This is a genomic window from Nocardioides sp. ChNu-99, from assembly GCF_029493445.1.
Lineage (GTDB): Bacteria > Actinomycetota > Actinomycetes > Propionibacteriales > Nocardioidaceae > Nocardioides.
In genome coordinates this window covers 1-25,408 of record NZ_JAHWBL010000007.1, presented here as the reverse complement: position 1 = coordinate 25,408, position 25,408 = coordinate 1, and the positions used below count along the sequence as shown (strand labels likewise).

Genomic DNA, 25,408 nt, shown 5'->3' with positions numbered 1-25,408 from the left:
CCGCCCTCACCGTGGCGGAGTCGGCCCTTCCTCGATCGGCCCTTCCTCGATCGGCCACTGGTCGAGGGTGCGCACGAGGCGGGAGTCGATCCACGCCTGCTCCATGCGGGCGTCGGGCCGCTGGTCGGTCCCCGGCTCGATCCACACCGCCCAGGCGTCCCACCCGAAGCGCTTGCCCCGTCGCTGGCGCCACATCATCACGACGCCGGGGCGCGGCTGCTCCCACCGGCCCGTGACGTCCACCCACACGTGCTGCACCCGGGCCGCGTACATCGGGCCCAGCTCGACGGAGGTGACACGCACGAGTGGCAGGATAGAACGTGTGTTCGATCATCTCCCACTCGTGCCGCCCCCGCCTCGCCCTCCCGCCGTGCCGGCTGGGAGGTCCTGACCGTGCGCGCCTCGCGCTGGGTCGCGACCTGGAGCGACGACGGCCGGGCGGTCACGTACCACCCGCGCGAGACCCGCACGCGGGAGCCGCGGCCGTTCGGGGAGTGGGCACGGTCGCCGCTGGGCGACGTGACCGATCGCCGCGCCTTCGACGCCCACATGGACCAGGTCGGCGAGGACGACCAGAGCGTCCCGGACACCGACGCGTGACCCGGCACCCGGCGACGTCCCCCGCTGACGTCCCCGCTGGCGACCGCCGGACGGCTACGGTGGTGGACGTAGCCCACCCCGCAGAGGTCGGCGCACAGAGGAACCCCGGTCACCCTCACGCAGGGCGGCGGGGGTTCCTCGTCGCTCGGGCCGTCTCGGTCGGCCGGCGTCAGTAGCGCGTGACGGCCAGCGCCAGCAGCACGACCGCGACGACCGCCAGCACGGCGAGCCCTCCGAGCGCGACCACCGGCGGGACCCCGTCACGTGGGTGTCGCCTGCTCATCGTCGTTCCTCCCCCATGCCGCGGGACGCTACGGTGCGCGACCACCGCCCCGGGCCCGAACGCCCGAGACTTTGCCTCCGGCGCTCGCCCCTGGCGGAGGCGCCCCCGGCGACGCCGTCGTCCGGCGGTAGGTTCCCCACCCATGAAGCGCATCGTCCTCGTGGCCGGCGTGCTCGCCGGGATCTCGTCGCTCACCGCCTGCAGCTCCGACACCGGTGACGACACGGCGCCGGCGGCCGGACCCGACGGCGTGCCCACCCGCAGCTCCACCGAGGTCGCCGTCGGGGACGCGCTCGAGCTCGTCGACGGGGTCCTGGTCACCGTCTCCTCGCTCGCGGTCGGCGGCGACAGCGGCGGCCCCTGGGTGACGGCGTCGGTGCTCGTCGAGAACCCCACCGACCGGGAGACCGCCGTACCGAGCTTCGGCATCGTGTGCGGCGACGAACCGGCCCTCGGGGAGTACGCCGCGGGGTCGACGCTGCTGATCGGGGACCCGTTGGCTGCCGGCGCCTCGGCCGAGGGCACGCTCGACCTCCTCCTGCCCGGTGACACCCGCACGGGCACCGTCCCGGAGTGCCCCGCGCCGGCGTACGTCGAGGTGTCGGCCGTCGGGTCGATCGACCCCGACGCCACCAGCGCGCGGTTCCCGCTGCCCGACGACGTGCTCGCCGAGCTGGGCTGAGCCCGCGTCAGGGAGTGGTCGCGCCCGGACCGGGGGTCTCGGCAGCGGGGAGCAGCACCTCGATGCGGGTACCCCGGCCCGCGGGGTTGTCGCTCACCGTGATCGTGCCGCCGTGGCGGTCTACGATGCGGCGGCAGATGGCCAGGCCGAGCCCGGTGCCGGAGTACACCGACCCGGCGTGGGCCCGGTAGAACTGCTGGAACACCAGGTCCTTGGCCTCGTCGGGGATGCCCACGCCGTTGTCCGTGACGCGCACCGCGACCATGCCGTCGCCGGCCGCCTCGCCGTCGACCCGCACGTGGGCGACCTCGCCGGGCACGACGTACTTCAGCGCGTTGCCGACGAGGTTCTCCAGCAGCTGGCGCAGCATCGCGGCGTCGCCGTGCACGCGCGGCGCCGGGCCCACCTCGACGCGGTCGGCGGCGTCGCGACCCGCGACCACCTCGTCGGCGAGCACCGCGACGTCGACGTCCTCCAGGTCCAGGGCGGCGTCGCGGCTCGTGGCGTGCTGCAGGAGGTGGCGGATGAGGCTCTGCATCCGGCCCGACGCCGTGCGGACCTTGTCGACCGTCTGCTCGACCGTCCGGCGCGGCGGCACGCCCCCCTCCTCCAGCTCGTCGGCCAGCACCTCGATCCAGCCGTCGACCACGGCCAGCGGGTTCTTCAGGTCGTGCGCCACGACGCCCGCGAACGCGGTCAGCTCGCGACGCTGCAGCTCCTGCTGCGTGACGTCACGGACCACCATCACCGCCCGGGGCGGCAGCGCGGCGGAGCGCGGGAGCGGGGTGGCCGCGACCTCGATGAAGACGTCGGCGTCGTCGGCCGGCAGACGCAGCACGTAGCTGCCCCGCACGTCCTCGCCGTCGAGCGCCCGCCGGTAGGGCATCTGGTCGACGGAGAGCACCCGGCCCGCGGCGTCGCGGACCGAGGACGACTCGTCCCGGGGCTCCAGGCTGCCGGCGGCGGGGTTGCGCAGCACGACCGCCCCGTCGCCCTCCACCACCAGCACGCCCTCGTGCATCGTGTCGATGATGGTGCGCAGCAGGTCGGTCTGCTCCAGCGCGGCCGCCTCGGCACGACGTACGTCGAGCAGCAGCGCGCGACGCTCGTCGCGCCCGACCCCCAGGACCAACCCGGACACGATGACCACGCACACGAAGAGCTGGGCGAGCACCGCACCCACGCGCGGGTCCAGGGCACCGGCGAACGGACCGTGGTCGGCGAGCGTCACGAGCACGACCGTGATGCCCGCACCGACGCCGTGCGCGGCCGCCACGGCCGTGGGGAAGCGGAGGGCCGCCCAGGCCGTGACGACGAGCAGCGGGAACGCGAGGGGCAGGCCCTCGGGCAGGAAGGCAGCCAGGTAGAGCAGGGCGGTGACCACCAGTAGCGCCACCAGCTCGAGACGTCCGCCCTCGTCGGACGCGCGCGGGCGACGCACGGCGACGGCACGGCCGATGACGAGCAGCGGGGGCACCACGAAGATGCCGCCGGCCAGGCCGCGGCCGAGGAGCAGGCCGAGACCGACCAGGTCGGGCGCGTCCCCCTCGATCGCGAGGCCGAGGGCGGCGACGGCACCGCCCACCACTCCCCCGACCACCACGGCGCCGACCACCCGGGCCATGGCGGCGACGCTGCCGACGGGCTCGTCACCGCCGGCGACGCCCCAGGTGCGGGGGCTCCAGCGCCGCAGCAGCACCACGCTGAGCACCACCTGCACCATCGCGCCCGCCACGAGGGCCGCGGCCGGCGCCGGGGGAAGACCGGTCACGATCGACACCGCGGCGAGGCACACCAGCAGCAGGCCCCAGTCGGGGCTGCGCCACCCCGCGTCCCGCGACAGCATCCACAGCACCGCGAAGCCCGTCGACGGCACGACCAGGGACGGCGCCCCGGGCTCGACGGCCGTGAGCCTCCCCAGCAGGGTGAGGCCCGCGACGACCGTCGCCCAGGCGAGCGCCCACGGCCACGACAACGGCCAGGTGGGTGCCGGGCGCCGCCCGGCGACGGCGGGCTGCCCCATCACGAGTCCCCCCTCACGAGTCCCCCGTCACGCGTCCGTCGAGGCGGCTTCGCCGTGGGTGCCGGGACGGGGGGCCCACGGCAGCTCCTGCGCGGGCCGGACCACGATGAGGTGGTCGCCCCGCGCCAGCTGCGTCACGACCGGGTCGAAGTAGCGGTAGACGCGCTCGTCGCGGACGACCGCGATGACCTGGTCGGGCAGCGACTGCGGCTGCTTGCCGACCTCGGTGACGAGCAGCTCGCGCTCGGCGACCTCGAGCCCGTCGCCGTACGTCAGCAGGTCCTCCATCACGGTGCCCAGGGCGGGCGAGAGCGAGGAGAGGCCGAGGAGGCGGCCCACGGCGTCGGACGAGGTGATGACGGAGTCGGCGCCGCTCTGCTTCATCAGCGGCACGTTCTCCTGCTCGCGGACCGCGGTGACGATGAACGCCTCGGGGTTGAGCTGGCGCACGGTCAGGGTCGCGAGCACGTTCGTGTCGTCACGGTCGGTGGTGATGACGACCTGGGAGGCCTCGGCGACCCGCGCGCGGCGCAGGACCTCGCGCCGGGTGGCGTCGCCGACGACGATCGCCAGCCCGTCGGCGTGCGCGTCGTCCATCGCGACCTGGCGCGGGTCGACGACCACCACCTGCTCGCGCGACCAGCCGTTGCGCACCAGCGTGTCGACCGCCCGGCGCCCCTTCGTGCCGTAGCCGACGACCACCACGTGCTGAGCCATGCGCTTCCTCCAACGGTTGACCCGGAACATCTCGCGTCCCTGGGACGCCAGCACCTCCAGGGTGGTGCCGATGAGGAGCACCAGGAACCCGACGCGCGCGGGGGTGATGATGATCGCGTTCACGAGCCGGGCGCCCGCGCTGACCGGCGCGATGTCGCCGTAGCCGGTCGTGCTGAGCGTGACGGTCGTGTAGTAGAACGCGTCGAGCAGGCCGACGCGCTTCGTGGGGTCGTTGTTGTCGACGTACCCCTCGCGGTCCAGGTAGACGAGGAGCACCGTGCCCAGCAGGATCGCCGCCGCCGCGCCCAGGCGCTTGGACAGCTCGAACCAGGGGGAGCGCTGCCGGTCCGGGAGGGCGACGCGGCCGCGGGAGGTGCCCTCGGGCTGCTGAGGGTCGCTCACCGGGTCAACCTAATCGACCACGTCGCCGTAGATGAGCACGTTGGCCGAGCCACGCTCGCCCGAGGGCGGGTCGTCGGTCACCTGCACCCAGAAGCGGAAGGTCGTGCCCTCGGCGGGGTCGCCCGCGTCCGGCGGGCGCATCCACTGCCCGCACAGCTCGGCGTCCTCGCCGTCGCCCTCGACGTCGTCGGCGGCCTCGGTGTCCACCAGCGCCTCGCCCCGCAGGCAGAGCTCGCTGGACGACGGGGCGAAGGAGACGACCTCGGCCGTGCCGACCTCGGGGTCCTCGGCCGTCACCACGACGCCGAGGAGGTACCCGCCGGCGACGCAGAGCACGGCACCGAGCCAGACCACGGGCTTCGGCATGTTCACGTTGGCCACGGGCGTCAGTCTCCCACGGGTGCTCCGGGCTGCCGTCGCGGCCGCAGCAGCAGGGCGAGCTCGCGGCGGGCGGCCGCCGTCGTGCTCTGCGGCACGAGGCGGTCGAGCGCGGCGTTCAGGGCGGCGCCGACGAGCACCGCGATGGCCAGCAGGTAGAGCCACAGCAGCACGTAGATGGGCGCGGCCAGCGGCCCGAAGATCGAGCGCGACTCCGCGGCGGTCGCCGCCAGCCCCCAGCGCAGCACGCCCGAGCCCAGGATCCAGAGGGCCAGCGTCAGGACCGCCCCCGGCAGGTTCATCCGCCACCGGGTGCGCACGGGCACGGCGACGTGGTGGAGCGTCGCGAGGAAGCAGGTCCCCAGCACGAGCACGGTCGGCCAGTAGAAGCCCAGCAGCACCTCGAGCCGCGACGGCGTCACGGACGTCAGGAACGTGGGGCCCGCCACGACGAGCGGGATCATCACCGCCCCGATGACCAGGCCCAGCAGGTAGAGGCCGAACGACAGCGCCCGCGTGGCGATGATCCCGCGCCGCCCGCCGAGCCCGTGCATGATCGTGATGGTGTCGACGAAGACGTGCAGGGCCCGGGAGCCCGACCACAGGGCGAGCACGAAGCCGACGGACACGACGTCGAAGCGACCGCCCTCGAGCACGTCGTCGATGGTCGGCACGACGACACGGTCGACCGCGGTGTCGGTCAGTGCCCGGGACGCCAGCTCGACCACGAAGTCCCGCACCTGGCCGACCTCGCCGGCCGAGAGGTGCTCGGAGACGTAGCCGATCGAGCCCGTCAGCGCGAACACCAGGGGCGGCACCGACAGCAGCGCGAAGAACGCGGCCTCGGCCGCCAGCCCCGTCACCCGGAACTGCAGGCACGACGCCGCCGTCGCCCGCGCGACCCGCCCCAGCAGCCGCAGGGCCCGACGGGCGACCGCCCGGCGGGAGGGGTTCGGGGGCGTCACCGCGCCACCGTAACGACCGGCGACCGTGCGGCCCCCGGGACACGCGAGGCCCGGACCGCGGGGTGGGCGGTCCGGGCCGGTACGGCGACGCGCGGGGTGGGCGGGCCGGTGCGGGTCGAGCGGGTCGTCAGCGCGCGGCGAGCCGGTCGTCGGTGACGGCGTCCTTGGACAGGGCGACCTGGTGGTCGGCCTTGGCGTTCGCGGCGACGGCCTCGGCGTGGTCGACGGCACCGTGGCCGTGGTCGTGGCCGTGCTCGTCGAGCATCGTCTCCTCGTCGAAGGGGAGGCGACCCGAGACGGCGGCGTCGAACTTCTCGCGGTCGAACCCGCCGGTCCAGTGGCCGATGAGGACGGTGGCGACGGCGTTGCCGGCGAAGTTGGTGACGGCGCGGGCCTCGGACATGAAGCGGTCGATGCCGACGATGAGGCCGACGCCGTCCACCATCTCCGGGCGGTGCGAGCTGAGGCCGCCGGCGAGGGTGGCGAGGCCGGCTCCGGTGACGCCCGCGGCACCCTTGGACGCGATCATCATGAACAGCAGGAGGGAGACCTGCTCGCCGATGCTCAGCGGGTCGCCGAGCGCGGAGGCGATGAAGAGCGACGCCATGGTGAGGTAGATCGCGGTGCCGTCGAGGTTGAACGAGTAGCCGGTCGGCACGACGACGCCCACGGTCGGCTTGTCGACGCCGGCGTGCTCCATCTTGGCGATGAGGCGGGGCAGGGCCGACTCGGACGACGAGGTCGACACGATGAGCAGGAACTCGCGGCCCAGGTACTTCAGCAGCGTGAAGATGTTGATGCCGGTGCTGACCTTGAGCAGGGCGCCGAGCACCACGAAGACGAAGATGGCGCAGGTGGCGTAGAAGCCCAGCATGAGCACCGCCAGGCTCTTGAGGGCACCGGCCCCGGTCGCACCGACGACGGCGGCGATCGCGGCGAAGGCGCCGATCGGGGCGGCCCACATGATCATCGCCAGCACGCGGAAGACGAGGCGCTGGACGTGGCCGACACCGGTCAGGATCGGCTCGCCGGCGCGGCCCATGGCCTGCAGCGCGAAGCCCACGAGGAGGGCGACGAAGAGGGTCTGCAGCACCGAGCCGGAGGTCAGGGACGAGACCAGCGAGGTCGGGATGATGCTCAGCAGGAAGTCCGCGGTGGTGGCGTGGCCGGCCTTCTCGGCGTACTCCGCGCCCGACGCGGCGACGGAGTCGTTGACCCGCAGCCCCTCACCCGGGTGCACCAGGTTGCCGACGACCAGGCCGATGCCGAGCGCGAACGTCGACATGGTGATGAAGTAGGCGAGCGCGAGGCCGCCGACCTTGCCCACCTGCGCGGCGCTGCGGATGGAGCCGACGCCGAGCACGATCGTGCAGAAGATGACCGGCTGGATCATCATCTTGATGAGCGCCACGAACGCCTTGCCGATCGGCTCCAGCTCGACGGCGAAGCTCGGGGCGAGGATGCCCACCGCGATGCCCAGGGCCACCGCGACGATCACGGCGATGTAGAGGAAGTGGGTGCGCGCCTTGCGGCGCACGGGCGCCTGGCCCGCCGTCGTGCTGCTGCTCATCAACTGCTCCTCGTGCTCGGGTCCCGCTGCGCCGGGGGACGACCGTCACACTGTGGGCCGCGCTGTGAGCCGGGTCACCGTTGTGGTCGTTGTGTTCGCGGTCACGACCTGCACGTGCGGCATGATCGTCCCCGTGGTACGACCCGGTGAGCGACGCGAGTGGTCCGTCGCGGGGCAGGTGCTCACCCTGCAGGTGGTGCTGGTCCTCGTGCTGGTGGCGACCGCGGTGACGCTCGCGCTGGTCGACGCCCGCGCCGACACCGCGACGACGCGGCCGACCGCGCGCTCGCCGTCGCCGAGTCCCTGGCCGACTCCCCCGCCCTCGCCGCGGCGGTGACCGGACCCGACCCGTCGCGCGGCCTGCAGGCGTGGGCCACCGAGGTCGAGGAGGACACCGACGTCGACTTCGTCGTCGTGATGGACACCGACCGCACCCGCTTCACCCACCCCGACCCCGCGCAGGTGGGCCGGCGCTTCGTGGGCGACATCGAGCCCGCGCTGGCGGGCAGGCCCTTCACGCAGGAGTACGTCGGCACGCTCGGCCCGTCGGTGCGCGCGGTCGTGCCGGTGTTCGCCGCGGACGGGGCCGCCGACGGGGCCGAGGGGGCGGACGGGGCCGACGGGGCGCGGCCCGTCGTGGCGCTGGTCTCCGTCGGCGTGAGCATCGACCGGATCTCCGACGCCGTCCGGGCCGCGCTCGTGCGCGTCACGGTCGCCGCCTCCGTGGTGCTCCTCGTCGGCTTGGCGGGGGCCGCACTGGTGGCGCGCCGGCTGCGCCGGCAGACCCACGGCCTGGGCGAGCGCGAGATGACCCGCATGTACGAGTACTACGCCGCCGTGCTCGGGGCCGTGCGCGAGGGGCTGCTGCTCGTCGACGTCGACGGCCGGGTCACCCTCGTCAACGACGAGGCCCGCCGCCTCCTCGACCTGCCCGCCGACGGGGTCGTCGGCACCCCGCTGCGCGATCTCGGGCTGCCGCCGGGACTGGTCGCGGCGGTGGCCGCGGGCCGGGCGAGCAGCGACGACCTCTACGTGAGCGGTGACAAGGTGCTCGTCGTGAGCTCCTCCCCCGCCTCGTGGGCCGACGCCACCGTGGGCGCGGTGGTCACCCTGCGCGACCGCACCGACCTGCAGGCGGTCACCGGCGAGCTCGACGTCGTGCGCGCGCTGGGCGACTTCCTGCGCGCCCAGAACCACGAGGCCGCCAACCGTCTCCACACCGTCGTGTCCCTCGTCGAGATGGGCCGCGTCGAGGAGGCCGTCGACTTCGCCACCGAGGAGCTGCAGGTGGCGCAGCTGCTGACCGACCGGGTCGTCGCCGCCACCGGCGACCCCGTGCTGGCGGCGCTGCTGCTGGGCAAGACCGCGGAGGCCGCCGAGCGCGGCATCGACCTGCGGATCGAGGGCGCGGTGCCCGCCGACGTGCTCGTGCCGCACCGCGACATCGTCACCGTGGTCGGCAACCTCGTCGACAACGCGCTGGACGCCGTCGCCGCGAGCGGGGTGCGCACCGTGCGGGTGACGTTCTCCCCCGGGCCCGACCGGCTGCGCGTGCTCGTCGAGGACGCCGGCCCGGGCCTGAGCCCCGCGGACGCCGCCCGCGCCTTCGAGCGCGGCTGGACCACCAAGGCCACGGCCGAGGGCACCGGCGGGCGCGGCATCGGGCTGGCGCTGGTGGCGCAGGTGGCCCGCCGGCACGGCGGCGACGTCGTCGTCGGCTCCTCCGACCTCGGGGGCGCCGCGTTCACCGTCGACCTGCGGGCGGACGCGGGGGTGGCGGCGCCGTGAGCGTGCGGGTGCTGGTCGTCGAGGACGAGGCCACCGCGGCGCAGGCGCACGCGTCGTACGTCGAGCGGCTGCCCGGCTTCGAGGTGGTGGGGGTGGCCCGCTCGGCGGGCGAGGCGGCGCGGACGCTGTCGCGCGAGCCGGTCGACCTCGTGCTGCTCGACATGCACCTGCCCGACGGGCACGGTCTGGGGCTGGTGCGCAGCATGCGCGCCGCCGGCCACCTCTGCGACGTCATCGCCGTCACCTCGGCCCGCGACGTCGAGGTCGTGCGACAGGCGGTCGCCCACGGCGTGGTGCTCTACCTGCTGAAGCCGTTCACCTTCCCGACCTTCCGGGCCAAGCTCGAGCAGTACGCCGCCTACCGCGCCAGCCTGCTGGACTCCGCGGAGATCGCCCAGGAGGAGGTGGACGGGCTCCTCGGGTCCCTGCGGGCGCCCACGGCCGGCACGGTGCCGAAGGGGATGAGCGCCGAGACCCTGCGCGAGGTGACCCAGGCCGTGCGCGGCGCCGGTCGCGGCGTGTCCGCGACCAAGGTGGCCGAGCTGGTGGGGGCCTCGCGCGTCACGGTGCGCCGCTACCTCGAGCACCTCGCCGACGCGGGGCGCCTCGAGCGGGCGCCGCGGTACGGCGGCACCGGGCGCCCCGAGGTCGAGTACCGCTGGCGCAGCTGAGTCACCCGGGTGGCGGGTTCCCCGGTGCACCGGGGAACCCGCCACTTCCGGGTGGAAGCTTCCCGCCGGAAGTGGCGGGTTGCGGCGTCAAGTGTCGCCCCGAGGCAAGAACGGGCCGGTACGGCGGCGCGAGCGGGCCGGCGTACCCCCTGCGGATCAGGACAGCTCGAGACCCGGGTAGAGCGGGAACTTGTCGAGCATCTCCGCGGAGGCCGCCTTGGTGCGGTCGGCGACGCCGTCCTCGGTGACGTAGGTGGCCTTCGAGGGACCGCCGGTCTTGGTGGTGCCGGGCTGCGTGCGGCTGAGCACGTCGACCACGAGCTCGGCGACGCGGTCGAACTCGTCCTGGCCGAAGCCGCGGGTGGTCAGCGCCGGGGTGCCGAAGCGGATGCCGGAGGAGTACCAGGCGCCGTTCGGGTCCCCGGGCACCGAGTTGCGGTTCGTCACGACGCCCGCGTCGAGCAGCGCCGACTCGGCCTGGCGGCCGGTGAGGCCGAAGCCCGTGACGTCGAGGAGCACGAGGTGGTTGTCGGTGCCGCCCGTCACGAGCTTCGCGCCCCGACTGAGGAAGCCCTCCGCGAGCGACTGCGCGTTGTCGGCGACCTGCTTGGCGTAGGTGGCGAACTCCGGACGGCGCGCCTCGGCCAGCGCCACGGCCTTGGCGGCCATCACGTGCGAGAGCGGGCCACCGAGCACCATCGGGCAGCCGCGGTCGACGCTCGGGGCGTACTCCTCCGTGGCCAGCACCATGCCGCCGCGCGGACCGCGCAGCGACTTGTGGGTCGTGGTGGTGACGACGTGGGCGTGGGGCACGGGGTTCTCGTCGCCCGTGAACACCTTGCCGGCGACGAGCCCGGCGAAGTGCGCCATGTCGACCATGAGGGTGGCGCCGACCTCGTCGGCGATCTCGCGCATCTTGGCGAAGTTCACCCGCCGCGGGTACGCCGAGTACCCGGCGACGAGCACGAGCGGCTTGAACTCCTTGGCGCGGGCGCGGACGACGTCGTAGTCGAGCAGGCCCGTCTCCGGGTCCGTGCCGTACTGCTGCTGGTGGAACATCTTGCCCGAGATGTTCGGGCGGAAGCCGTGGGTGAGGTGGCCGCCGGCGTCGAGGCTCATGCCGAGCAGGCGCTGGTTGCCGAGCTCGTTGCGCAGGCGCTCCCAGTCGGCCTCGGTGAGGTCGTTGACGTTCTTCGCGCCGGCCTCCTCCAGCCACGGCCCCTCGACGCGGTGGGCGAGGATCGACCAGAACGCGACGAGGTTCGCGTCGATGCCGGAGTGCGGCTGGGCGTACGCGTACTCGGCGCCGAACAGCTCCCGGGCGTGCTCGGCGGCGAGGGACTCGACGGTGTCGACGTTCTGGCAACCGGCGTAGAAGCGGTGACCGACCGTGCCCTCGGCGTACTTGTCGCTCAGCCAGGTGCCCATGGTGAGCAGCACGGCGGGCGACGCGTAGTTCTCGGAGGCGATGAGCTTGAGCGAGCTGCGCTGGTCGGCGAGCTCGGCGCGGGTCGCGTCCGCGATGCGGGGCTCCACCGAGGCGATGACCTCGAGAGCCTGGGAGTACGCACTGCTGATGAGGGCATCGGTCATGGACGCCAATGTAGTGAGGGCGCGCCGCAGCCGTCGATTTCGCGTCGTACGACGGGCGGCCCGCTGTGACCTGTGCCTCACGGGCGCCCGATCCGCCCTGCTGGCGCGGGGGTCCGTCCGCATCCTGGACAGCGTTCCCACATCATGAGATTCGTGGTTGTGGGACGCGTTCCGCCAGTTGAGACTCCTGTCCATGGTCACTGCTGCGACGCACGCGTACCTCGTGGTTCGACGCCACGTGGACCTCATGCGCACGCGCAGCATGATGTGTTGGCCGTCCTGACGTCCTCATCCGTCGGCCTCGCCGACGACGCACCGACCCGACCCACGTCGAGGTCGCAGGACCCGGCCGACGACCGTCCCCCGACGGCGACCTGATACCTGCGATCCCGCATCCCCGCGAAGGATCCTGGCTGTGAGCACCCCGGCAACCCCCGCCCAGCGCCGCCCCGCCGCGCCCCGCCGCAAGCGCGGCGAGGGCCAGTGGGCGCTCGGCTACACGGAGCCGTTGAACAAGAACGAGCAGTCCAAGAAGGACGACAACCCGCTCAACGTGCGGGCGCGCATCATCAACATCTACTCCAAGCGCGGCTTCGACTCGATCGACCCGGCCGACCTGCGCGGCCGCTTCCGCTGGATGGGTCTCTACACCCAGCGGGCCCCGGGCTTCGACGGCGGCAAGACCGCCACGCTCGAGGAGGAGGAGCTCGACGACCGCTACTTCATGATGCGCGTGCGCTCCGACGGCGCACTGCTCGGCGCCGACGCGCTGCGGGCGCTCGGCCGGGTCGGCACCGAGTTCGCCCGCGACACCGCGGACGTCACCGACCGGGCGAACATCCAGTACCACTGGATCCGCGTGGAGGACGTGCCGACGATCTGGGACATCCTCGACGCCTCCGGCCTCGACACCACCGAGGCGTGCGGCGACTCCCCCCGCCCGTTCCTCGGCTCCCCCGTCGCCGGCGTCGCCGCCGACGAGATCATCGACGGCACCGCGGCGCTCGAGGAGATCAAGCGGCGCTACATCGGCGACCCGGAGTTCTCGAACTTCCCCCGCAAGTTCAAGACGGCGCTGACCGGCCACCCCAGCCACGACGTCTCGCCCGAGACCAACGACGTGTCGTTCGTCGGCACGGTGCACCCCGAGCTGGGCCCGGGCTTCGACCTGTGGGTCGGCGGCGGGCTCTCGACGAACCCGATGCTCGCCCACAAGCTCGGCGTGTGGATAGCGCTCGACGACGTCCCGGACGTGTGGGCCGGCGTCGCGGGTGTCTTCCGCGACTACGGCTACCGCCGCCTGCGCTCCAAGGCCCGCCTGAAGTTCCTGCTGGCCGACTGGGGCCCGGAGAAGTTCCGCGAGGTGCTCGAGACGGAGTACCTGCACCGCACCCTCGTCGACAACCCGTCGCCCGAGGCGCCGGTGCGCCAGAGCGACCACGTCGGCGTGCACGCGCAGAAGGACGGCGCCTACTACGTCGGCCTCGCGCCGACGGTCGGGCGCATCTCCGGCACGGTGCTGACGGCGCTGGGCGACCTCGTCGAGCAGTACGGCGCGGCCGGCGCGCGGCTCACGGCGTACCAGAAGATCGTCGTCCTCGGCGTGGCGCCCGACGTCGTCGAGGACTTCGTCGCGGCGACGGAGGCCATCGGCCTCAGCGCGCGCCCCTCCAACTGGCGGCGCAACACGATGGCCTGCACGGGCATCGAGTACTGCAAGCTCGCGATCGTCGACACGAAGGACCGCAGCCGCGACCTCATCGCCTCGCTCGAGGAGCGCGTGCCCGACCTCGACGTGCCGATCACGGTCAACGTCAACGGCTGCCCCAACGCCTGCGCCCGCACCCAGGTCGCCGACTTCGGCCTCAAGGGCCAGCTCGTCCTGGACGACGACGGCCGCCAGGTCGAGGGCTTCCAGGTCCACCTCGGCGGCGCGACGGGCCTCAACTCGAACTTCGGCCGCAAGCTGCGGGCCCACAAGGTGACGAGCGCCGGGCTGGACGACTACATCACGGCGGTGGTGCAGGGCTACCTCGGCGACCGCACCGACGGCGAGAGCTTCGCCGACTGGGTGGTGCGCGCCGACGAGGCGCTCCTGCGCGGCGAGCCGGCCGAGCCCGCCCGGGAGCCGGAGGTGGCCGGTGTCTGAGCGCGCGGCGCCGTACCACTGCCCCTACTGCGCGGAGGAGGACCTCCGCCCGCACGAGACGACCGACCCCACGACGGGCGAGGTCACGTCCCCCGCCGGCGCCTGGGAATGCCGCAGCTGCCTGCGCGCCTTCTCCCTGCGCATGATCGGGCGCCTGCCGCGCCCGGCCGGCATCACGAAGGGAGCACCCGCATGATCGCCACCCAGGTGGCCCGCGCGAACCGCGGGAGCCAGACGGAGGGCCGCTCGTCGGAGGAGCTGCGCGAGATCGTCCAGCACGTCGGTGCCGAGCTCGAGCTCGCCCCGGCGGAGGACATCATCGAGTGGGCCTTCGCGACGTTCGGCGAGCGCTTCTGCCTGACGTCCTCCATGGGCGACGCGGTCCTGTCCCACCTCGCGGCGAAGGTCGCGCCGGGCATCGACGTCGTGTTCCTCGACACCGGCTACCACTTCGCCGAGACGATCGGCACGCGGGACGCGGTCGCGGCGACGATGGACGTCAACGTCATCACCATCGGCCCCACGCGCACCGTCGCCGAGCAGGACGCGGAGCACGGGCCCGAGCTCTACAAGCGCGATCCCGACCTGTGCTGCGCCCTGCGCAAGGTGGAGCCGCTGCGCTCCTCGCTCGACGGGTACGACGCGTGGGCCACCGGCCTGCGCCGCGCCGAGACCAGCAACCGCGTCATCGCCCCCGTCGTGGGGTGGGACGCGAAGAAGAAGAAGGTGAAGGTCTCCCCGATCGCGCGGTGGAGCGACGACGACGTCGAGCGCTACATCGAGGAGAACGGTGTGCTGGTGAACCCGCTGGCCTACGACGGCTACCCGTCCATCGGGTGCTGGCCGTGTACCCGACGGGTGGCCCCCGGCGACGACCCCCGGAGCGGTCGCTGGGCGGGCACCAACAAGACGGAGTGCGGCATCCACATGTGATGCCGGCCCACCGGCCGAGCACCCCCACCGCGACCACCCCACGGCGCGCCCCCGGGCACGGAGCGCGCCCCACCCCGCACCACCCCGCCCCCGGCCACCCCGGCCGGACCTCAGGAAGGAGGCCGTCATGGCCGCTCCTGCACTCATCGCCCTCGCCCACGGCAGCCGCGATCCCCGCTCCGCCGCCACCGTCCGCGCCCTCGTCGCCGAGGTGCGCGCGCAGCGCCCCGACCTCACGGTCGAGCCGGCGTTCCTCGAGCTGGCCCGCCCGGGCTTCCAGGACGTCGTCGACGACCTGGTGCGCGCGGGCCACGACGAGATCGTCGTCGTCCCCCTGCTCCTCTCCGACGCCTACCACGCGAAGGTCGACGTCCCCGCGGCCATCGCCGAGGCCGCGGCGCGCCACGAGGGGCTCGGCATCCGGGCCTCGGCCATCCTCGGGCTCGAGGCGGCGTTCCTGCAGGTGCTCGACGAGCGCCTGCGCGCGGCCTTGAGCTCGGCGCGGGTGCGCGAGCTCGACGCGCTCGTGCTGGCCGCCGCCGGCTCCAGCGACGCGCTGGCGAACCAGGCGGTGGCCCGCCTAGCCCGCGTCTGGGGTGCTCGTCACAAGCTGCCGGTCAGCGCCGCGTTCGCCTCGACCGCGCCGCCGGCGACCGGCGAGGCCGTGCGGGCGTTCCGCGGGGAGGGTCGCCGTCACATCGCGGTGGCCTCCCTGTTCCTCGCGCCGGGCATGCTGCCGGACCGCGCCGCCGAGCTGGCCCTCGAGGCCGGCGCCGTCGCGGTCTCCGAGCCGCTCGGCGCCCACCCCGAGGTGGCGCGCGTCGTCCTGGCCCGCTACGCCGTCGGCGCCGTGGAGCTCGTGCCCGTCTGAGCCGTCACACCAGCAGGTCCCGCAGCCGGGCGAGCTCGGCTGCGGGATCCGTCGTCAGCCCGCCGTGCACGGGGCCGGGCTGCACGACGGTGCTGCGCGGCGCCTTGAGGAAGCCGAAGCGCACGCCGATCGGGTGCGTCGCCGCCGACCCCGCCCGCTCGTCGGCGGCGCAGACCCCGTCGACGAAGTCGAGCGCCCGGCACAGGGTGGCGAGGTCGAGGGCGGGGAAGGCGGCGGTGAGCCGCTCCTCGTCGACGTGCCACGCCACGGCGAGGAAGCTGCGCGCCTCGCAGTAGAGCAGCACGCCGACGTTGAGGAACTCCTCGCGGTCCACGCGCGGCACGCAGCGGAGCACGACGTACTGGTACGGCGACCGCTCCCCGCTCACGCGTCGGCTCCCGGCAGCCAGGCGCGGGTGCCGAGGCGGGCGCCGAGGAAGCGCACGTACGCCGCGCGCAGCTCCGCGGGGGTCGCGGCTCCCGGCACGGGCTCGAGCCACTCGTCCGGCACCTGGGCCACCACGTCGGCGAGGACGTCGGGGCCCAGCAGTGCACGGCCCCGGGCGTCGACCTCGGCGAGGTCGCCGGCGCGGTCGGCGAAGACGTGGTCGCTGACGTCCCAGCGCTGCGCCGCGAACCGGGCCGGGTCGGTGACTCCGCCGCTCCACGCGTGGTGGAAGTAGAGCGAGGCCCCGTGGTCGATCGCCCAGGTGCGCCCGTGCCACCGCAGCAGGTTGGGGTTGCGCCACGAGCGGTCGACGTTGGCCGTCAGCGCGTCGAGCCACAGGATGCGTGGTGCCACCTCCGTGTCCTCCTCGACGGACCGGTCGAACCCGAAGGCCCCGGGCAGGAAGTCGACCCCCAGGTTCAGACCGACGCTGGCCCGCAGCAGGTCCTGGACCTCCTCGTCGGCCTCGTAGCGGGCCAGGTCGCGGTGCAGCTCCAGGGCGACGAGCCGCGGGGTGGGGATGTCGAGACGCTGGGCGAGCCCGCTGACGACGACCTCCGCGACGAGCACCCGCAGGCCCTGGCCGGCACCACGGAACTTGCACACGTAGGTGCCGAGGTCGTCGGCCTCGACGAGGCCGGGCAGGCTCCCCCCCTCCCGCAGCGGCGCGACGTACCGCGTGACGTGCTGGAGCGGGATCACGACAGCGGGTCCTCCTCGACCAGCCGACGGCGCTGCTCGGCGGGGTCGAACGACGCGGTGGGCCACTGCAGGTCCAGCGCCCGCAGCTCGGCCAGCAGCAGGTGGGCCACCGCCAGGTTGCGGTACCACTTCGACTCGGCGGGTACGACGTGCCACGGCGCCCCGGGCCGGTGCGTCTCGGTGATCGCCCGCTCGTAGGCCCCCTGGTAGTCGGCCCACAGGGCGCGGTCGTCGATGTCGGCCGGGCTGAACTTCCAGTGCTTCGCGGGCTCGTCGAGACGGGCGAGCAGCCGGTCGCGCTGCTCCTCGGGCGAGATGTGCAGCATCACCTTGACGACGCGGACGCCGTCGGCGACCAGGTCGGCCTCGAAGTCGCGGATCGCTGCGTAGCGGCGGTCCACCTCCTCGGCCGGCACCAGTGAGCGCACCCGGGCGATGAGCACGTCCTCGTAGTGCGAGCGGTCGAACACGCCGATGCGGCCCGGGGCCGGCAGCCGCGAGCGGACGCGCCACAGGAAGTCGTGCTCGAGCTCCTCGGGCGTCGGGGTGCCGAAGGAGGCGATCGCCACGCCCTGCGGGTCCAGGGACCCGATCACCTTCCGCACCGTGCCGCCCTTGCCGGACGTGTCCATCCCCTGCAGCACGAGCAGCACGCGTCGTGCGTCGGGCCGGGTGCGTCCCTCGGCGAAGAGACGCTCCTGCAGGTCGGTGAGCTCGGCGACGACCGTGCTCAGCTCCTCCTTGCCCGCGGCCTTGCCGCCGTCGAAGCCGGGCGTGGCGCCCGGGTCGATGTCGGCCAGGGAGAAGGCGCCGTCGGGTGCGCGCAGCAGCGAGGTGTCCACCGCGCCACTATGGCACCCGGGGCTCAGTCGTCGGCCGGCTCGTGGTCGGAGTCGTCGACCTCGCGGCCCTGGCGGCGCAGCTCGTCGCTGACGACGGCGTACGCCGTGCCGGGGCTGTACCCCTTCCGGGCGAGCATGCCGACGAGGCGACGGGTGGCCACCGGGGCCTCGACCCCCGAGAGGGAGCGGAGCCGCTTGCGCACCAGCGCCCGGGCCGTCGCCGTCTCGTCGTCGGGCTCGATCTCGTCGAGGGCCTCGCGGGCGACCTCGTCGTCGACGCCCTTGCGGCGCAGCTCCTGGGCCAGCGCCCGGCGCGCCAGGCCCTTCGCGGACCGGCGCCCGTCCACCCACGTGCGGGCGAAGGCGGCGTCGTCGACGAGGCCGACCTCCTCGAACCGGTCGAGGAGGCGGCTCGCGACGTCCGCCGGGACCTCGCGCGCGGCCAGCTTGTCGGCCAGCTCCTTGCGGCTGCGCGCCCGCCCCGTCAGCTGGTCGAGCAGGATCGTGCGGGCGACCTGCTCGACGTCGGCGTCGGGGCCCTCCGCCACCGGGTCGGGCGGCGGAGGGGCGTCGAGCAGCGCGCGCAGCTCGGCGGGATCAGAAGTCATCGACGCCGATCGGCTCCGCCGGCTGGTCGACCTGCGGACCCACGCCGAGCTTCTCGAGGATCTTCTTCTCCAGCTCGTCGGCCAGGTCGGGGTTGTCGCGCAGGAAGTTGCGCGCGTTCTCCTTGCCCTGGCCCAGCTGGTCGCCGTCGTAGGTGTACCAGGCACCCGCCTTGCGGACGAGGCCCGACTCCACGCCCACGTCGATGAGGCCACCCTCGCGGCTGATGCCCTTGCCGTACATGATGTCGAACTCGGCCTGCTTGAACGGCGGTGCGACCTTGTTCTTCACGACCTTCACGCGGGTGCGGTTGCCGACCGAGTCAGTGCCGTCCTTCAGCGTCTCGATGCGCCGCACGTCGAGGCGGACCGAGGAGTAGAACTTCAGCGCCCGGCCACCCGTGGTGGTCTCGGGCGAGCCGAACATGACGCCGATCTTCTCGCGCAGCTGGTTGATGAAGATCGCCGTCGTGCCGGCGCCGTTGAGCGCACCGGTCATCTTGCGGAGCGCCTGGCTCATGAGGCGGGCCTGGAGACCGACGTGGCTGTCACCCATCTCGCCCTCGATCTCGGCGCGGGGCACGAGCGCCGCGACCGAGTCGATGACGATGAGGGAGAGCGCGCCGGAGCGCACCAGCATGTCGGCGATCTCCAGCGCCTGCTCGCCCGAGTCGGGCTGCGAGACGAGGAGCGCGTCGGTGTCGACGCCCAGCGCCTTCGCGTAGTCGGGGTCGAGCGCGTGCTCCGCGTCGATGAACGCCACGATGCCCCCGGCGCGCTGGGCGCTGGCGACCGCGTGGAGCGCGACGGTCGTCTTTCCCGACGACTCCGGGCCGTAGATCTCGACGACGCGCCCGCGCGGGAGCCCGCCGAGGCCGAGGGCCACGTCGAGGGCGATCGAGCCCGTCGGGATGACCTCCAGGGGAGCGCGGGCGTCGTCACCCAGACGCATCACCGAGCCCTTGCCGAACTGCTTCTCGATGCTCGCGAGCGCCGTGTCGAGCGCCTTGCCGCGGTCTGCACCAGCCATGGTGTCCATCCCCTCCGAGCTCGTGGCCCGAGTCCAGCGGCAGCGTGCGCTGCCTGTGTCGTTCGCGTGGGCACGACGCTAGGACGAGCCACCGACAACGGTGGTGTGCCGCCGGCGCCTGGGGAGATCTCGACCCGATCTCGTGCCTGTGTGGGAAAAGCGTAGACGAACAGGTGTTCGATGTCAGGCAGGACCCGTGCGCGGCGTGTCGGCGCGTCCGGGTCGCCCCGCTCAGCGCTCGGAGTCGGGCAGCTCGAGCGCGCGGTGCACCACCGCCCAGACCTCGCGCGGGTCGACCCCGGCGTCGAGCGCCTCCACCACCGTGCGGTTGCCGAGCGCCGGGTGCACCTGCGTCTGGGCCCAGGAGCGTGCGAGGCGGGGACCGACCGCGACCTCGAGACGCGCCCAGAGCTCGGTGTGCCTCACGCCCGCTCCCCCGGCGTCGCGACCGCCGGCGGGGCCGCGGGGGTGCGCGGCGCCGTACGGGCGGCGGCGGGCAGGGCGTCCCGCACCGGGGAGCCGACGTCGTGCAGGTGGTGGACGACGTCGTGCAGGTGGTACTGCCCCAGCGAGACCAGGGTGAAGGCGGAGCCGTTGCTGCGCAGGCCCGTGCGGGCGAGGTCGCCGGGACCCACCTGCGCGTAGCGGTGCGCCACCTCCTCGGCGGCCTCGGCCAGCTCGTCGGCCACCACCGCCGGGTCCTGCTCGTGGTAGCGCCCGGCGACGGCGGCCGCGTCCTGGTCCCAGTTCGCGAACCGGGCCGGCCCGGGGTCGGTCCCCAGCACGAGCGCCAGGCGCTCGTCGAAGACCCGGTGCACGTCGCGGACGTGCGCGCCGTACTCCAGCGGGGACCACGTGCCCGGCCGCGGCCGCTCCGCGGCGCCCGGGCGGGCCAGGACGCGGTGCCACGCCTCGGCCGTGACGGACAGCAGCGACGGCAGGTCCTCGACGTCGAGGGCGCCGCTGGCGGTCCCGCAGTCGGGGCACGGCCGGTCCAGGACCCAGGTCCAGTCCTTGAGGTCCGGCGCCGGCGCCTCCCACGAGCTGCTCACCCCCGCATCCTCTCAAGGCCCACCTGGGCGATGATGGGCGGATGGCCGAGTACGCGACCCGCTCCGCGAACGAGCGCGACCTGCCCCGGATCGCCGCCATCTACAACCACGCCGTCGAGCACTCGCTCGCCACGTTCGACCTCGAGCCCCCCGACACCGACTACTGGCGCGCCCGCCTCGACGGCGAGCACCCGGGCGACCACCTCCTCGTCGCCGTCGACGCACACGACCACGCGGTGGGCTACGCCTACTCCTGGTCGTTCCGCCCCCGTCCCGCCTACGCGCTGACGCGGGAGACGTCGATCTACCTCGACGGCTCGGTGCGCGGCCGCGGCGTCGGCCGGATGCTCTACCCGGCCCTGCTGCAGACCATGGCGGTCTCCGGCGTGCACACCGCGATCGCGGCCGTCGCGCTGCCGAACCCCGCCAGCGAGCGGCTGCACGTGGCGTGCGGGTTCGCCAAGGTCGGCGAGTTCAAGGAGGTCGGCAACAAGTTCGACCACTGGGTCGACATGGCGTTCTACCAGCGGATGCTCGTCAACATCCCGACGGGCGACGCCGTCCTCGACTGACCCGGGGCGGCCCCGGGCGGCCCCGGGCGCAGCGGTCCGGGACTGTCGGTGCGGCCTGTCAAGATGTCCGGCATGGTCGGACCCCCCTCGGCGCTGGAGCGCTTCAGCCCGGTGACGCAGGCGTGGTTCCGCGCCGCGTTCCCCGCGCCGACGCCCGCGCAGGAGGGCGCCTGGAACGCGATCGGCACCGGCCGGCACGCGCTGGTCGTCGCACCCACGGGCTCGGGCAAGACCCTCTCGGCGTTCCTGTCGGCCATCGACCGGTTGTTCTCGACGCCCCCGCCGGAGGAGGCCGCTCACCGCTGCCGGGTGCTCTACGTCTCGCCCCTGAAGGCCCTCGCCGTCGACGTCGAGCGCAACCTGCGCTCCCCCCTCGTGGGCATCCGCGCGACCGGCGAGCGTCTCGGTGTCGAGGTGCCACCGGTGGCCGTCGGGGTGCGCTCGGGCGACACGTCGGCCGCCGACCGCCGCCGCCTCGGCACCCGGCCGCCCGACATCCTCATCACCACCCCCGAGTCCCTCTTCCTCATGCTCACCTCCCAGGCCCGCGAGAGCCTGCGGGGCGTCGAGACCGTGATCCTCGACGAGGTGCACGCCGTCGCCGGCAGCAAGCGCGGGGCCCACCTCGCGGTCACCCTCGAGCGGCTGGACGCCCTCCTGCCGCAGCCCGCCCAGCGGATCGGGCTCTCCGCGACCGTGCGCCCCATCGAGGAGGTGGCGCGCTTCCTCGGCGGCGGCGCCCCGGTCGACGTCGTCGCGCCGCCCTCGGAGAAGGCGTGGGAGCTCGAGGTCGCCGTCCCGGTCGAGGACATGACGACTCCGGGCGAGTACGACGAGACCGACCCCGACAGCGGTCGCGCCGCCTCGTCGATCTGGCCGCACGTGGAGAACCGCGTGCTCGACCTCGTCGAGGCCCACCGCTCCACCATCGTCTTCGCCAACTCGCGCCGGGTCGCCGAGCGCCTGACCGCCCGCCTCAACGAGCTGGCGGCCGAGCGGCACGAGGAGCGCGCGGCCGCCGAGCCCGACGGGCCCGGCCACGACGCCGACCACGACGCCGACCACGACGCCGACCACGACGCCGACGACCTGCCGCAGCGGCCCGCGCGCTTCCCGGCCGAGGCCGTCGCGCAGTCGGGCACCACGACGGGTGCGGCGCCGCTGGTCGCCCGGGCCCACCACGGGTCGGTCTCCAAGGAGCAGCGGGCGCTCATCGAGGACGATCTCAAGAGCGGGCGCCTGCCCGCGGTCGTCGCGACGAGCAGCCTCGAGCTGGGCATCGACATGGGCGCCGTCGACCTCGTCGTGCAGATCGGCTCGCCGCCCAGCGTCGCGAGCGCGCTCCAGCGCGTCGGCCGGGCCGGGCACCAGGTCGGCGAGGTCTCCCGCGGCGTCCTGTTCCCCCAGCACCGCGCCGACCTGGCCCCCACGGCCGTCGCCGTGGCGAGCATGCGCTCCGGCGCCATCGAGGCGCTGCGCGTGCCCGCGAACCCGCTGGACGTCCTGGCGCAGCAGGTGGTCGCCACCGTGGCGCTCGAGCCGATCGACGTCGACGCGCTCTACGCCCTGGTGCGGCGGGCCGCGCCGTACGCGACCCTGCCCCGCAGCGCGTTCGACGCGACGCTGGACCTGCTGAGCGGGCGCTACCCCTCCGACGAGTTCGCCGAGCTGCGGCCCCGCGTCGTGTGGGACCGGGTCGCCGGCACCCTGACGGCCCGGCCCGGCGCGCAGCGGCTCGCCGTGACCAGCGGCGGCACGATCCCCGACCGTGGCCTCTTCGGCGTCTTCCTCGTCACCGGCGGCGCCGACGACAAGAACGCCCGCGGCGGACGACGCGTCGGCGAGCTCGACGAGGAGATGGTCTACGAGTCCCGCGTCGGCGACGTGTTCGCGCTGGGCGCGACCAGCTGGCGCATCGAGGACATCACCCACGACCGCGTGCTCGTCACGCCCGCGCCGGGCGTTCCCGGGCGCCTGCCCTTCTGGAAGGGCGACTCCCCCGGCCGCCCCGCCGAGCTCGGCGCCGCGGTGGGGGCGCTGCACCGAGAGCTGGGTGGGCTGCCCCGGGCCGAGGCCGTGGCGCTGGTGCGGGAGCGGGGCCTCGACGCCAACGCCGCGCACAACCTGGTGGAGTACGTCGCGGAGCAGCGCGAGGCGACCAACGTGCTGCCGTCGGACCGCACCCTGCTGCTCGAGCGCTTCCGCGACGAGCTCGGCGACTGGCGCCTCGTGCTCCACTCGCCGTACGGCGTGCCGGTCCACGCCCCGTGGGCGCTCGCGGTCAACGCCCGGATCCGCGAGCGCACCGGCGTCGACGGCCAGGCCACCGCGTTCGACGACGGCATCGTCGTGCGCCTGCCCGACACCGGCGAGGACCCGCCCGGCGCCGAGGTGTTCGCGTTCGAGGCGGACGAGCTCAACGACCTGGTGACCGCCGAGGTCGGCTCGTCGTCGCTGTTCGCGTCCCGCTTCCGCGAGTCCGCGGCGCGGGCCCTGCTGCTCCCCCGCCGCGACCCCGGCCGCCGCTCCCCGCTGTGGCAGCAGCGGCAGCGGGCCTCGCAGCTGCTGGAGGTGGCGTCGAAGTACCCGGCGTTCCCCGTCGTGCTCGAGACGGTGCGTGAGTGCCTGCAGGACGTCTACGACCTGCCCGGCCTCCTCGGGCTCCAGGCGCAGGTCGAGCGGCGCGAGGTGCAGCTCGTGGACGTCGAGACGCCCTCCCCGTCGCCGTTCGCCCGCACCCTGCTGTTCGGGTACGTCGCGCAGTTCCTCTACGAGGGCGACTCCCCGCTCGCGGAACGTCGGGCTGCCGCCCTGTCGCTCGACCCCACCCTCCTGGCGGAGCTGCTGGGCCGCACCGAGCTGCGCGACCTGCTGGACCCCGAGGTGCTGGCCGAGGTCGAGGCCGAGCTCCAGCGGCTCGCGCCCGACCGGCGCGCCCGGGACGCCGAGGGCGTCGCCGACCTCCTGCGCCTCGTCGGCCCGCTCACCCCCGAGGAGGTCGTCGCCCGCTCGACCGCCGACCCGGACGAGACGGCCGCCTGGGTGGCGGCGCTCGTCGAGGCCCGCCGCGTCGTCACGGTCCGCGTCGCGGGCGAGGAGCGGCACGCGGTGGTCGAGGACGTGGCCCGCCTGCGCGACGCGCTCGGCGTCCCGGTCCCCCCGGGGGTCCCGGAGGTGTTCGGCGAGCAGGTCGAGGACCCGCTCGGCGACCTGGTCGCCCGCTACGCCCGCAGCCACGGGCCGTTCACCACCGCCGACGTCGCGGATCGGTTCGGTCTCGGTCCGGCCGTCGTCACCACCACCCTGGTGCGGCTCGGCGCCCAGGGCCGCGTGGTCGACGGCGAGTTCCGGCCGGGCGGCAGCGGCGGCGAGTGGTGCGACGCCGAGGTGCTGCGCCGCGTGCGCCGTCGCTCGCTGGCCCGGCTGCGCCAGGAGGTCGAGCCCGTCGACCCGGGTGCCCTCGGCCGCTTCCTGCCCGCCTGGCAGCAGGTGGCCGAGGCCGAGCAGCCGCAGCCCGACGGGTCGCGTCCGATGCCGCGGCAACCGGCGCGCCGGGGCGGGCTGCACGGCGTCGACGGGGTGCTCACCGCCGTCGACCAGCTCGCCGGGTGCGCGGTGCCCGCCTCGGCGTGGGAGACGCTCGTGCTGCCGGCGCGGGTGCGTGACTACGTGCCGGCGTACCTCGACGAGCTCACCGCGAGCGGCGAGGTGATCTGGGCCGGGCACGGCGCGCTCCCGGGCGCGGACGGCTGGGTCTCGCTGCACCTCGCGGACAGCGCCGACCTCACGGTGCCGCTGCCCGCGCCGTACGACGCGTCCGAGCTGCACGACCGGGTGCTCGAGGCGCTCCAGCCGGGTGGCGCCTACTTCTTCCGCCAGCTGGGCCAGGCCGCCGGCACCCTGGACGACGGCGCCCTCGCCGCCGCGCTGTGGGACCTCGTGTGGGCGGGGCGGGTCACCAACGACACGTTCTCCCCCGTGCGCGACCGCGTGGGTGGCTCCGGCGCGCACCGTTCCCGGCGACCCGCGCCCCGCTCGCGCGGTGTCGGGGTGCGCGGCCGGGGGCCGCTGGGGGGCGGGACCGCCCGTCCGGCGACGCCCCGCTCCGGCGGCGTCCCCGTCGGCACGTCCGGCCGCTGGTCGCTCGTGCCGGAGGCGGACGACGACGCGACCCGCCGGGGTCACGCCGCCGCGGAGCTGATGCTGGCCCGCCACGGCGTCGTCACCCGCGGCGCGGCGGTCAGCGAGCGCCTGCCGGGCGGGTTCGCGGCCGTCTACAAGGTGCTCTCCGCGTTCGAGGAGTCCGGACGGTGCCGGCGGGGCTACTTCGTCGGCAGCCTGGGCGCCGCCCAGTTCGGCACCACGGGCGCCGTCGACCGCCTGCGCACGTTCGCCGAGCCCGCCGGCGGCGTGGACGGCTCGTCGACGCCCCCGGCGACGCACGTGCTGGCCGCGACCGACCCGGCCAACCCGTTCGGCGCGGCGCTCGCCTGGCCCGACCGCCCGGCCGCCGACGCCGCGACCGACGGCGCG

25 protein-coding genes are annotated in these 25,408 nt (G+C 74.4%); 11 read left to right on the top strand and 14 right to left on the bottom strand.

What is annotated here, in order from left to right:
• Positions 1-6: 6 nt before the first annotated feature.
• Positions 7-303, bottom strand: a complete 297-nt coding sequence (locus KK617_RS04130; RefSeq protein WP_277498275.1) for a hypothetical protein — start codon at positions 301-303, stop codon at positions 7-9.
• Between the two features lie 90 nt (positions 304-393).
• On the opposite strand from KK617_RS04130, the gene KK617_RS04125 reads away from it, so the two are divergent.
• Positions 394-600, top strand: coding sequence for a hypothetical protein (locus KK617_RS04125; protein WP_277498273.1), 207 nt, complete (start codon positions 394-396; stop codon positions 598-600).
• 425 nt (positions 601-1,025) lie between these two features.
• On the top strand, positions 1,026-1,565 hold the full coding sequence (locus KK617_RS04120) for a hypothetical protein (RefSeq protein WP_277498272.1): 540 nt from the start codon (positions 1,026-1,028) through the stop codon (positions 1,563-1,565).
• Positions 1,566-1,572: 7 nt separating this feature from the next.
• Here KK617_RS04120 and KK617_RS04115 read toward each other — a convergent pair whose 3' ends face one another.
• From KK617_RS04115 to KK617_RS04095, 5 genes are all read right to left on the bottom strand, one after another.
• Positions 1,573-3,588, bottom strand: coding sequence for an ATP-binding protein (locus KK617_RS04115; protein ID WP_277498357.1), 2,016 nt, complete (start codon positions 3,586-3,588; stop codon positions 1,573-1,575).
• A 27-nt stretch (positions 3,589-3,615) separates the two neighbouring features.
• Positions 3,616-4,707: a potassium channel family protein gene (locus KK617_RS04110; protein WP_277498271.1), complete on the bottom strand. Its 1,092-nt coding sequence runs from the start codon at positions 4,705-4,707 to the stop codon at positions 3,616-3,618.
• Between the two features lie 9 nt (positions 4,708-4,716).
• Positions 4,717-5,088, bottom strand: coding sequence for a hypothetical protein (locus KK617_RS04105; protein WP_277498270.1), 372 nt, complete (start codon positions 5,086-5,088; stop codon positions 4,717-4,719).
• 5 nt (positions 5,089-5,093) lie between these two features.
• On the bottom strand, positions 5,094-6,050 hold the full coding sequence (locus KK617_RS04100; protein ID WP_277498269.1) for a YihY/virulence factor BrkB family protein: 957 nt from the start codon (positions 6,048-6,050) through the stop codon (positions 5,094-5,096).
• A gap of 127 nt (positions 6,051-6,177) precedes the next feature.
• Complete coding sequence (locus KK617_RS04095; protein WP_277498268.1) at positions 6,178-7,620, bottom strand: cation:dicarboxylase symporter family transporter; 1,443 nt, start codon at positions 7,618-7,620, stop codon at positions 6,178-6,180.
• 121 nt (positions 7,621-7,741) lie between these two features.
• Here KK617_RS04095 and KK617_RS04090 point away from each other — a divergent pair, with 121 nt between their 5' ends.
• From KK617_RS04090 to KK617_RS04080, 3 genes are read left to right on the top strand one after another with little or no spacing between them, the layout of a single operon-like run.
• Entirely contained in the window at positions 7,742-7,957 is a 216-nt protein-coding gene (locus tag KK617_RS04090) for a hypothetical protein (RefSeq protein WP_277498361.1), read from the top strand.
• Positions 7,924-9,408 carry a sensor histidine kinase gene (locus KK617_RS04085; RefSeq protein ID WP_277498356.1) on the top strand — a complete coding sequence of 495 codons (1,485 nt, stop codon included), beginning with the start codon at positions 7,924-7,926 and terminating at the stop codon, positions 9,406-9,408. Before KK617_RS04090 ends, KK617_RS04085 begins: the two co-directional genes overlap by 34 nt.
• Positions 9,405-10,079 (top strand): response regulator, encoded by a 675-nt coding sequence (locus KK617_RS04080; RefSeq protein WP_277498267.1) that lies wholly within the window; start codon positions 9,405-9,407, stop codon positions 10,077-10,079. Before KK617_RS04085 ends, KK617_RS04080 begins: the two co-directional genes overlap by 4 nt.
• A 156-nt stretch (positions 10,080-10,235) precedes the next feature.
• Here the strand turns inward: KK617_RS04080 and KK617_RS04075 are convergent, their stop codons facing one another.
• Positions 10,236-11,795 carry a glycine hydroxymethyltransferase gene (locus tag KK617_RS04075; RefSeq protein WP_277498266.1) on the bottom strand — a complete coding sequence of 520 codons (1,560 nt, stop codon included), beginning with the start codon at positions 11,793-11,795 and terminating at the stop codon, positions 10,236-10,238.
• A gap of 292 nt (positions 11,796-12,087) precedes the next feature.
• Between KK617_RS04075 and KK617_RS04070 the strand changes: the two genes are divergently transcribed.
• The 4 genes from KK617_RS04070 (at position 12,088) to KK617_RS04055 (ending at position 15,625) form a co-directional block, all read left to right on the top strand.
• On the top strand, positions 12,088-13,821 hold the full coding sequence (locus tag KK617_RS04070) for a nitrite/sulfite reductase (protein WP_277498265.1): 1,734 nt from the start codon (positions 12,088-12,090) through the stop codon (positions 13,819-13,821).
• On the top strand, positions 13,814-14,017 hold the full coding sequence (locus KK617_RS04065; protein ID WP_277498264.1) for a hypothetical protein: 204 nt from the start codon (positions 13,814-13,816) through the stop codon (positions 14,015-14,017). The genes KK617_RS04070 and KK617_RS04065 overlap by 8 nt, the downstream gene beginning before the upstream one ends.
• Positions 14,014-14,754 (top strand): phosphoadenylyl-sulfate reductase, encoded by a 741-nt coding sequence (locus tag KK617_RS04060; RefSeq protein ID WP_277498263.1) that lies wholly within the window; start codon positions 14,014-14,016, stop codon positions 14,752-14,754. The genes KK617_RS04065 and KK617_RS04060 overlap by 4 nt, the downstream gene beginning before the upstream one ends.
• Positions 14,755-14,881: 127 nt before the next feature.
• The gene (locus KK617_RS04055) at positions 14,882-15,625 is read left to right on the top strand and encodes a sirohydrochlorin chelatase (protein ID WP_277498261.1); all 744 of its coding nucleotides are present in this window, start codon (positions 14,882-14,884) and stop codon (positions 15,623-15,625) included.
• 4 nt (positions 15,626-15,629) lie between these two features.
• Here the strand turns inward: KK617_RS04055 and KK617_RS04050 are convergent, their stop codons facing one another.
• From KK617_RS04050 to KK617_RS04020, 7 genes are all read right to left on the bottom strand, one after another.
• On the bottom strand, positions 15,630-16,013 hold the full coding sequence (locus tag KK617_RS04050) for a DUF3037 domain-containing protein (RefSeq protein WP_277498260.1): 384 nt from the start codon (positions 16,011-16,013) through the stop codon (positions 15,630-15,632).
• Positions 16,010-16,774, bottom strand: coding sequence for a HipA family kinase (locus KK617_RS04045; protein WP_277498259.1), 765 nt, complete (start codon positions 16,772-16,774; stop codon positions 16,010-16,012). The genes KK617_RS04050 and KK617_RS04045 overlap by 4 nt, the downstream gene beginning before the upstream one ends.
• A complete protein-coding gene (locus tag KK617_RS04040; RefSeq protein ID WP_277498257.1) occupies positions 16,771-17,616 on the bottom strand; it encodes a PPK2 family polyphosphate kinase in 846 nt (281 codons plus the stop codon). The genes KK617_RS04045 and KK617_RS04040 overlap by 4 nt, the downstream gene beginning before the upstream one ends.
• 23 nt (positions 17,617-17,639) lie before the next feature.
• On the bottom strand, positions 17,640-18,224 hold the full coding sequence (locus tag KK617_RS04035; protein WP_277498256.1) for a regulatory protein RecX: 585 nt from the start codon (positions 18,222-18,224) through the stop codon (positions 17,640-17,642).
• Complete coding sequence (recA, locus tag KK617_RS04030; protein WP_277498255.1) at positions 18,214-19,251, bottom strand: recombinase RecA; 1,038 nt, start codon at positions 19,249-19,251, stop codon at positions 18,214-18,216. Before recA ends, KK617_RS04035 begins: the two co-directional genes overlap by 11 nt.
• A gap of 231 nt (positions 19,252-19,482) precedes the next feature.
• A complete protein-coding gene (locus KK617_RS04025) occupies positions 19,483-19,677 on the bottom strand; it encodes a DUF3046 domain-containing protein (RefSeq protein ID WP_277498254.1) in 195 nt (64 codons plus the stop codon).
• Positions 19,674-20,303 (bottom strand): DinB family protein, encoded by a 630-nt coding sequence (locus tag KK617_RS04020; RefSeq protein WP_277498253.1) that lies wholly within the window; start codon positions 20,301-20,303, stop codon positions 19,674-19,676. The genes KK617_RS04025 and KK617_RS04020 overlap by 4 nt, the downstream gene beginning before the upstream one ends.
• Positions 20,304-20,344: 41 nt before the next feature.
• Here KK617_RS04020 and KK617_RS04015 point away from each other — a divergent pair, with 41 nt between their 5' ends.
• Both KK617_RS04015 and KK617_RS04010 read left to right on the top strand, forming a co-directional pair.
• Positions 20,345-20,875, top strand: a complete 531-nt coding sequence (locus tag KK617_RS04015) for a GNAT family N-acetyltransferase (RefSeq protein WP_277498252.1) — start codon at positions 20,345-20,347, stop codon at positions 20,873-20,875.
• Between the two features lie 72 nt (positions 20,876-20,947).
• The coding region (locus KK617_RS04010) for an ATP-dependent helicase (RefSeq protein ID WP_277498251.1) at positions 20,948-25,408 on the top strand (4,461 nt) is incomplete at its 3' end.

Bases quoted from the DNA above. Each gene is read 5' to 3' on its own strand.
- KK617_RS04120 (WP_277498272.1), top strand. From the start codon at position 1,026: ATGAAGCGCATCGTCCTCGTGGCCGGCGTGCTCGCCGGGATCTCGTCG.
- KK617_RS04115 (WP_277498357.1), bottom strand. From the start codon at position 3,588: ATGGGGCAGCCCGCCGTCGCCGGGCGGCGCCCGGCACCCACCTGGCCG.
- KK617_RS04095 (WP_277498268.1), bottom strand. From the start codon at position 7,620: ATGAGCAGCAGCACGACGGCGGGCCAGGCGCCCGTGCGCCGCAAGGCG.
- KK617_RS04090 (WP_277498361.1), top strand. From the start codon at position 7,742: ATGATCGTCCCCGTGGTACGACCCGGTGAGCGACGCGAGTGGTCCGTC.
- KK617_RS04075 (WP_277498266.1), bottom strand. From the start codon at position 11,795: ATGCGGACGGACCCCCGCGCCAGCAGGGCGGATCGGGCGCCCGTGAGG.
- KK617_RS04060 (WP_277498263.1), top strand. From the start codon at position 14,014: ATGATCGCCACCCAGGTGGCCCGCGCGAACCGCGGGAGCCAGACGGAG.
- KK617_RS04055 (WP_277498261.1), top strand. From the start codon at position 14,882: ATGGCCGCTCCTGCACTCATCGCCCTCGCCCACGGCAGCCGCGATCCC.
- KK617_RS04035 (WP_277498256.1), bottom strand. From the start codon at position 18,224: ATGACTTCTGATCCCGCCGAGCTGCGCGCGCTGCTCGACGCCCCTCCG.
- recA (WP_277498255.1), bottom strand. From the start codon at position 19,251: ATGGCTGGTGCAGACCGCGGCAAGGCGCTCGACACGGCGCTCGCGAGC.
- KK617_RS04015 (WP_277498252.1), top strand. From the start codon at position 20,345: ATGGCCGAGTACGCGACCCGCTCCGCGAACGAGCGCGACCTGCCCCGG.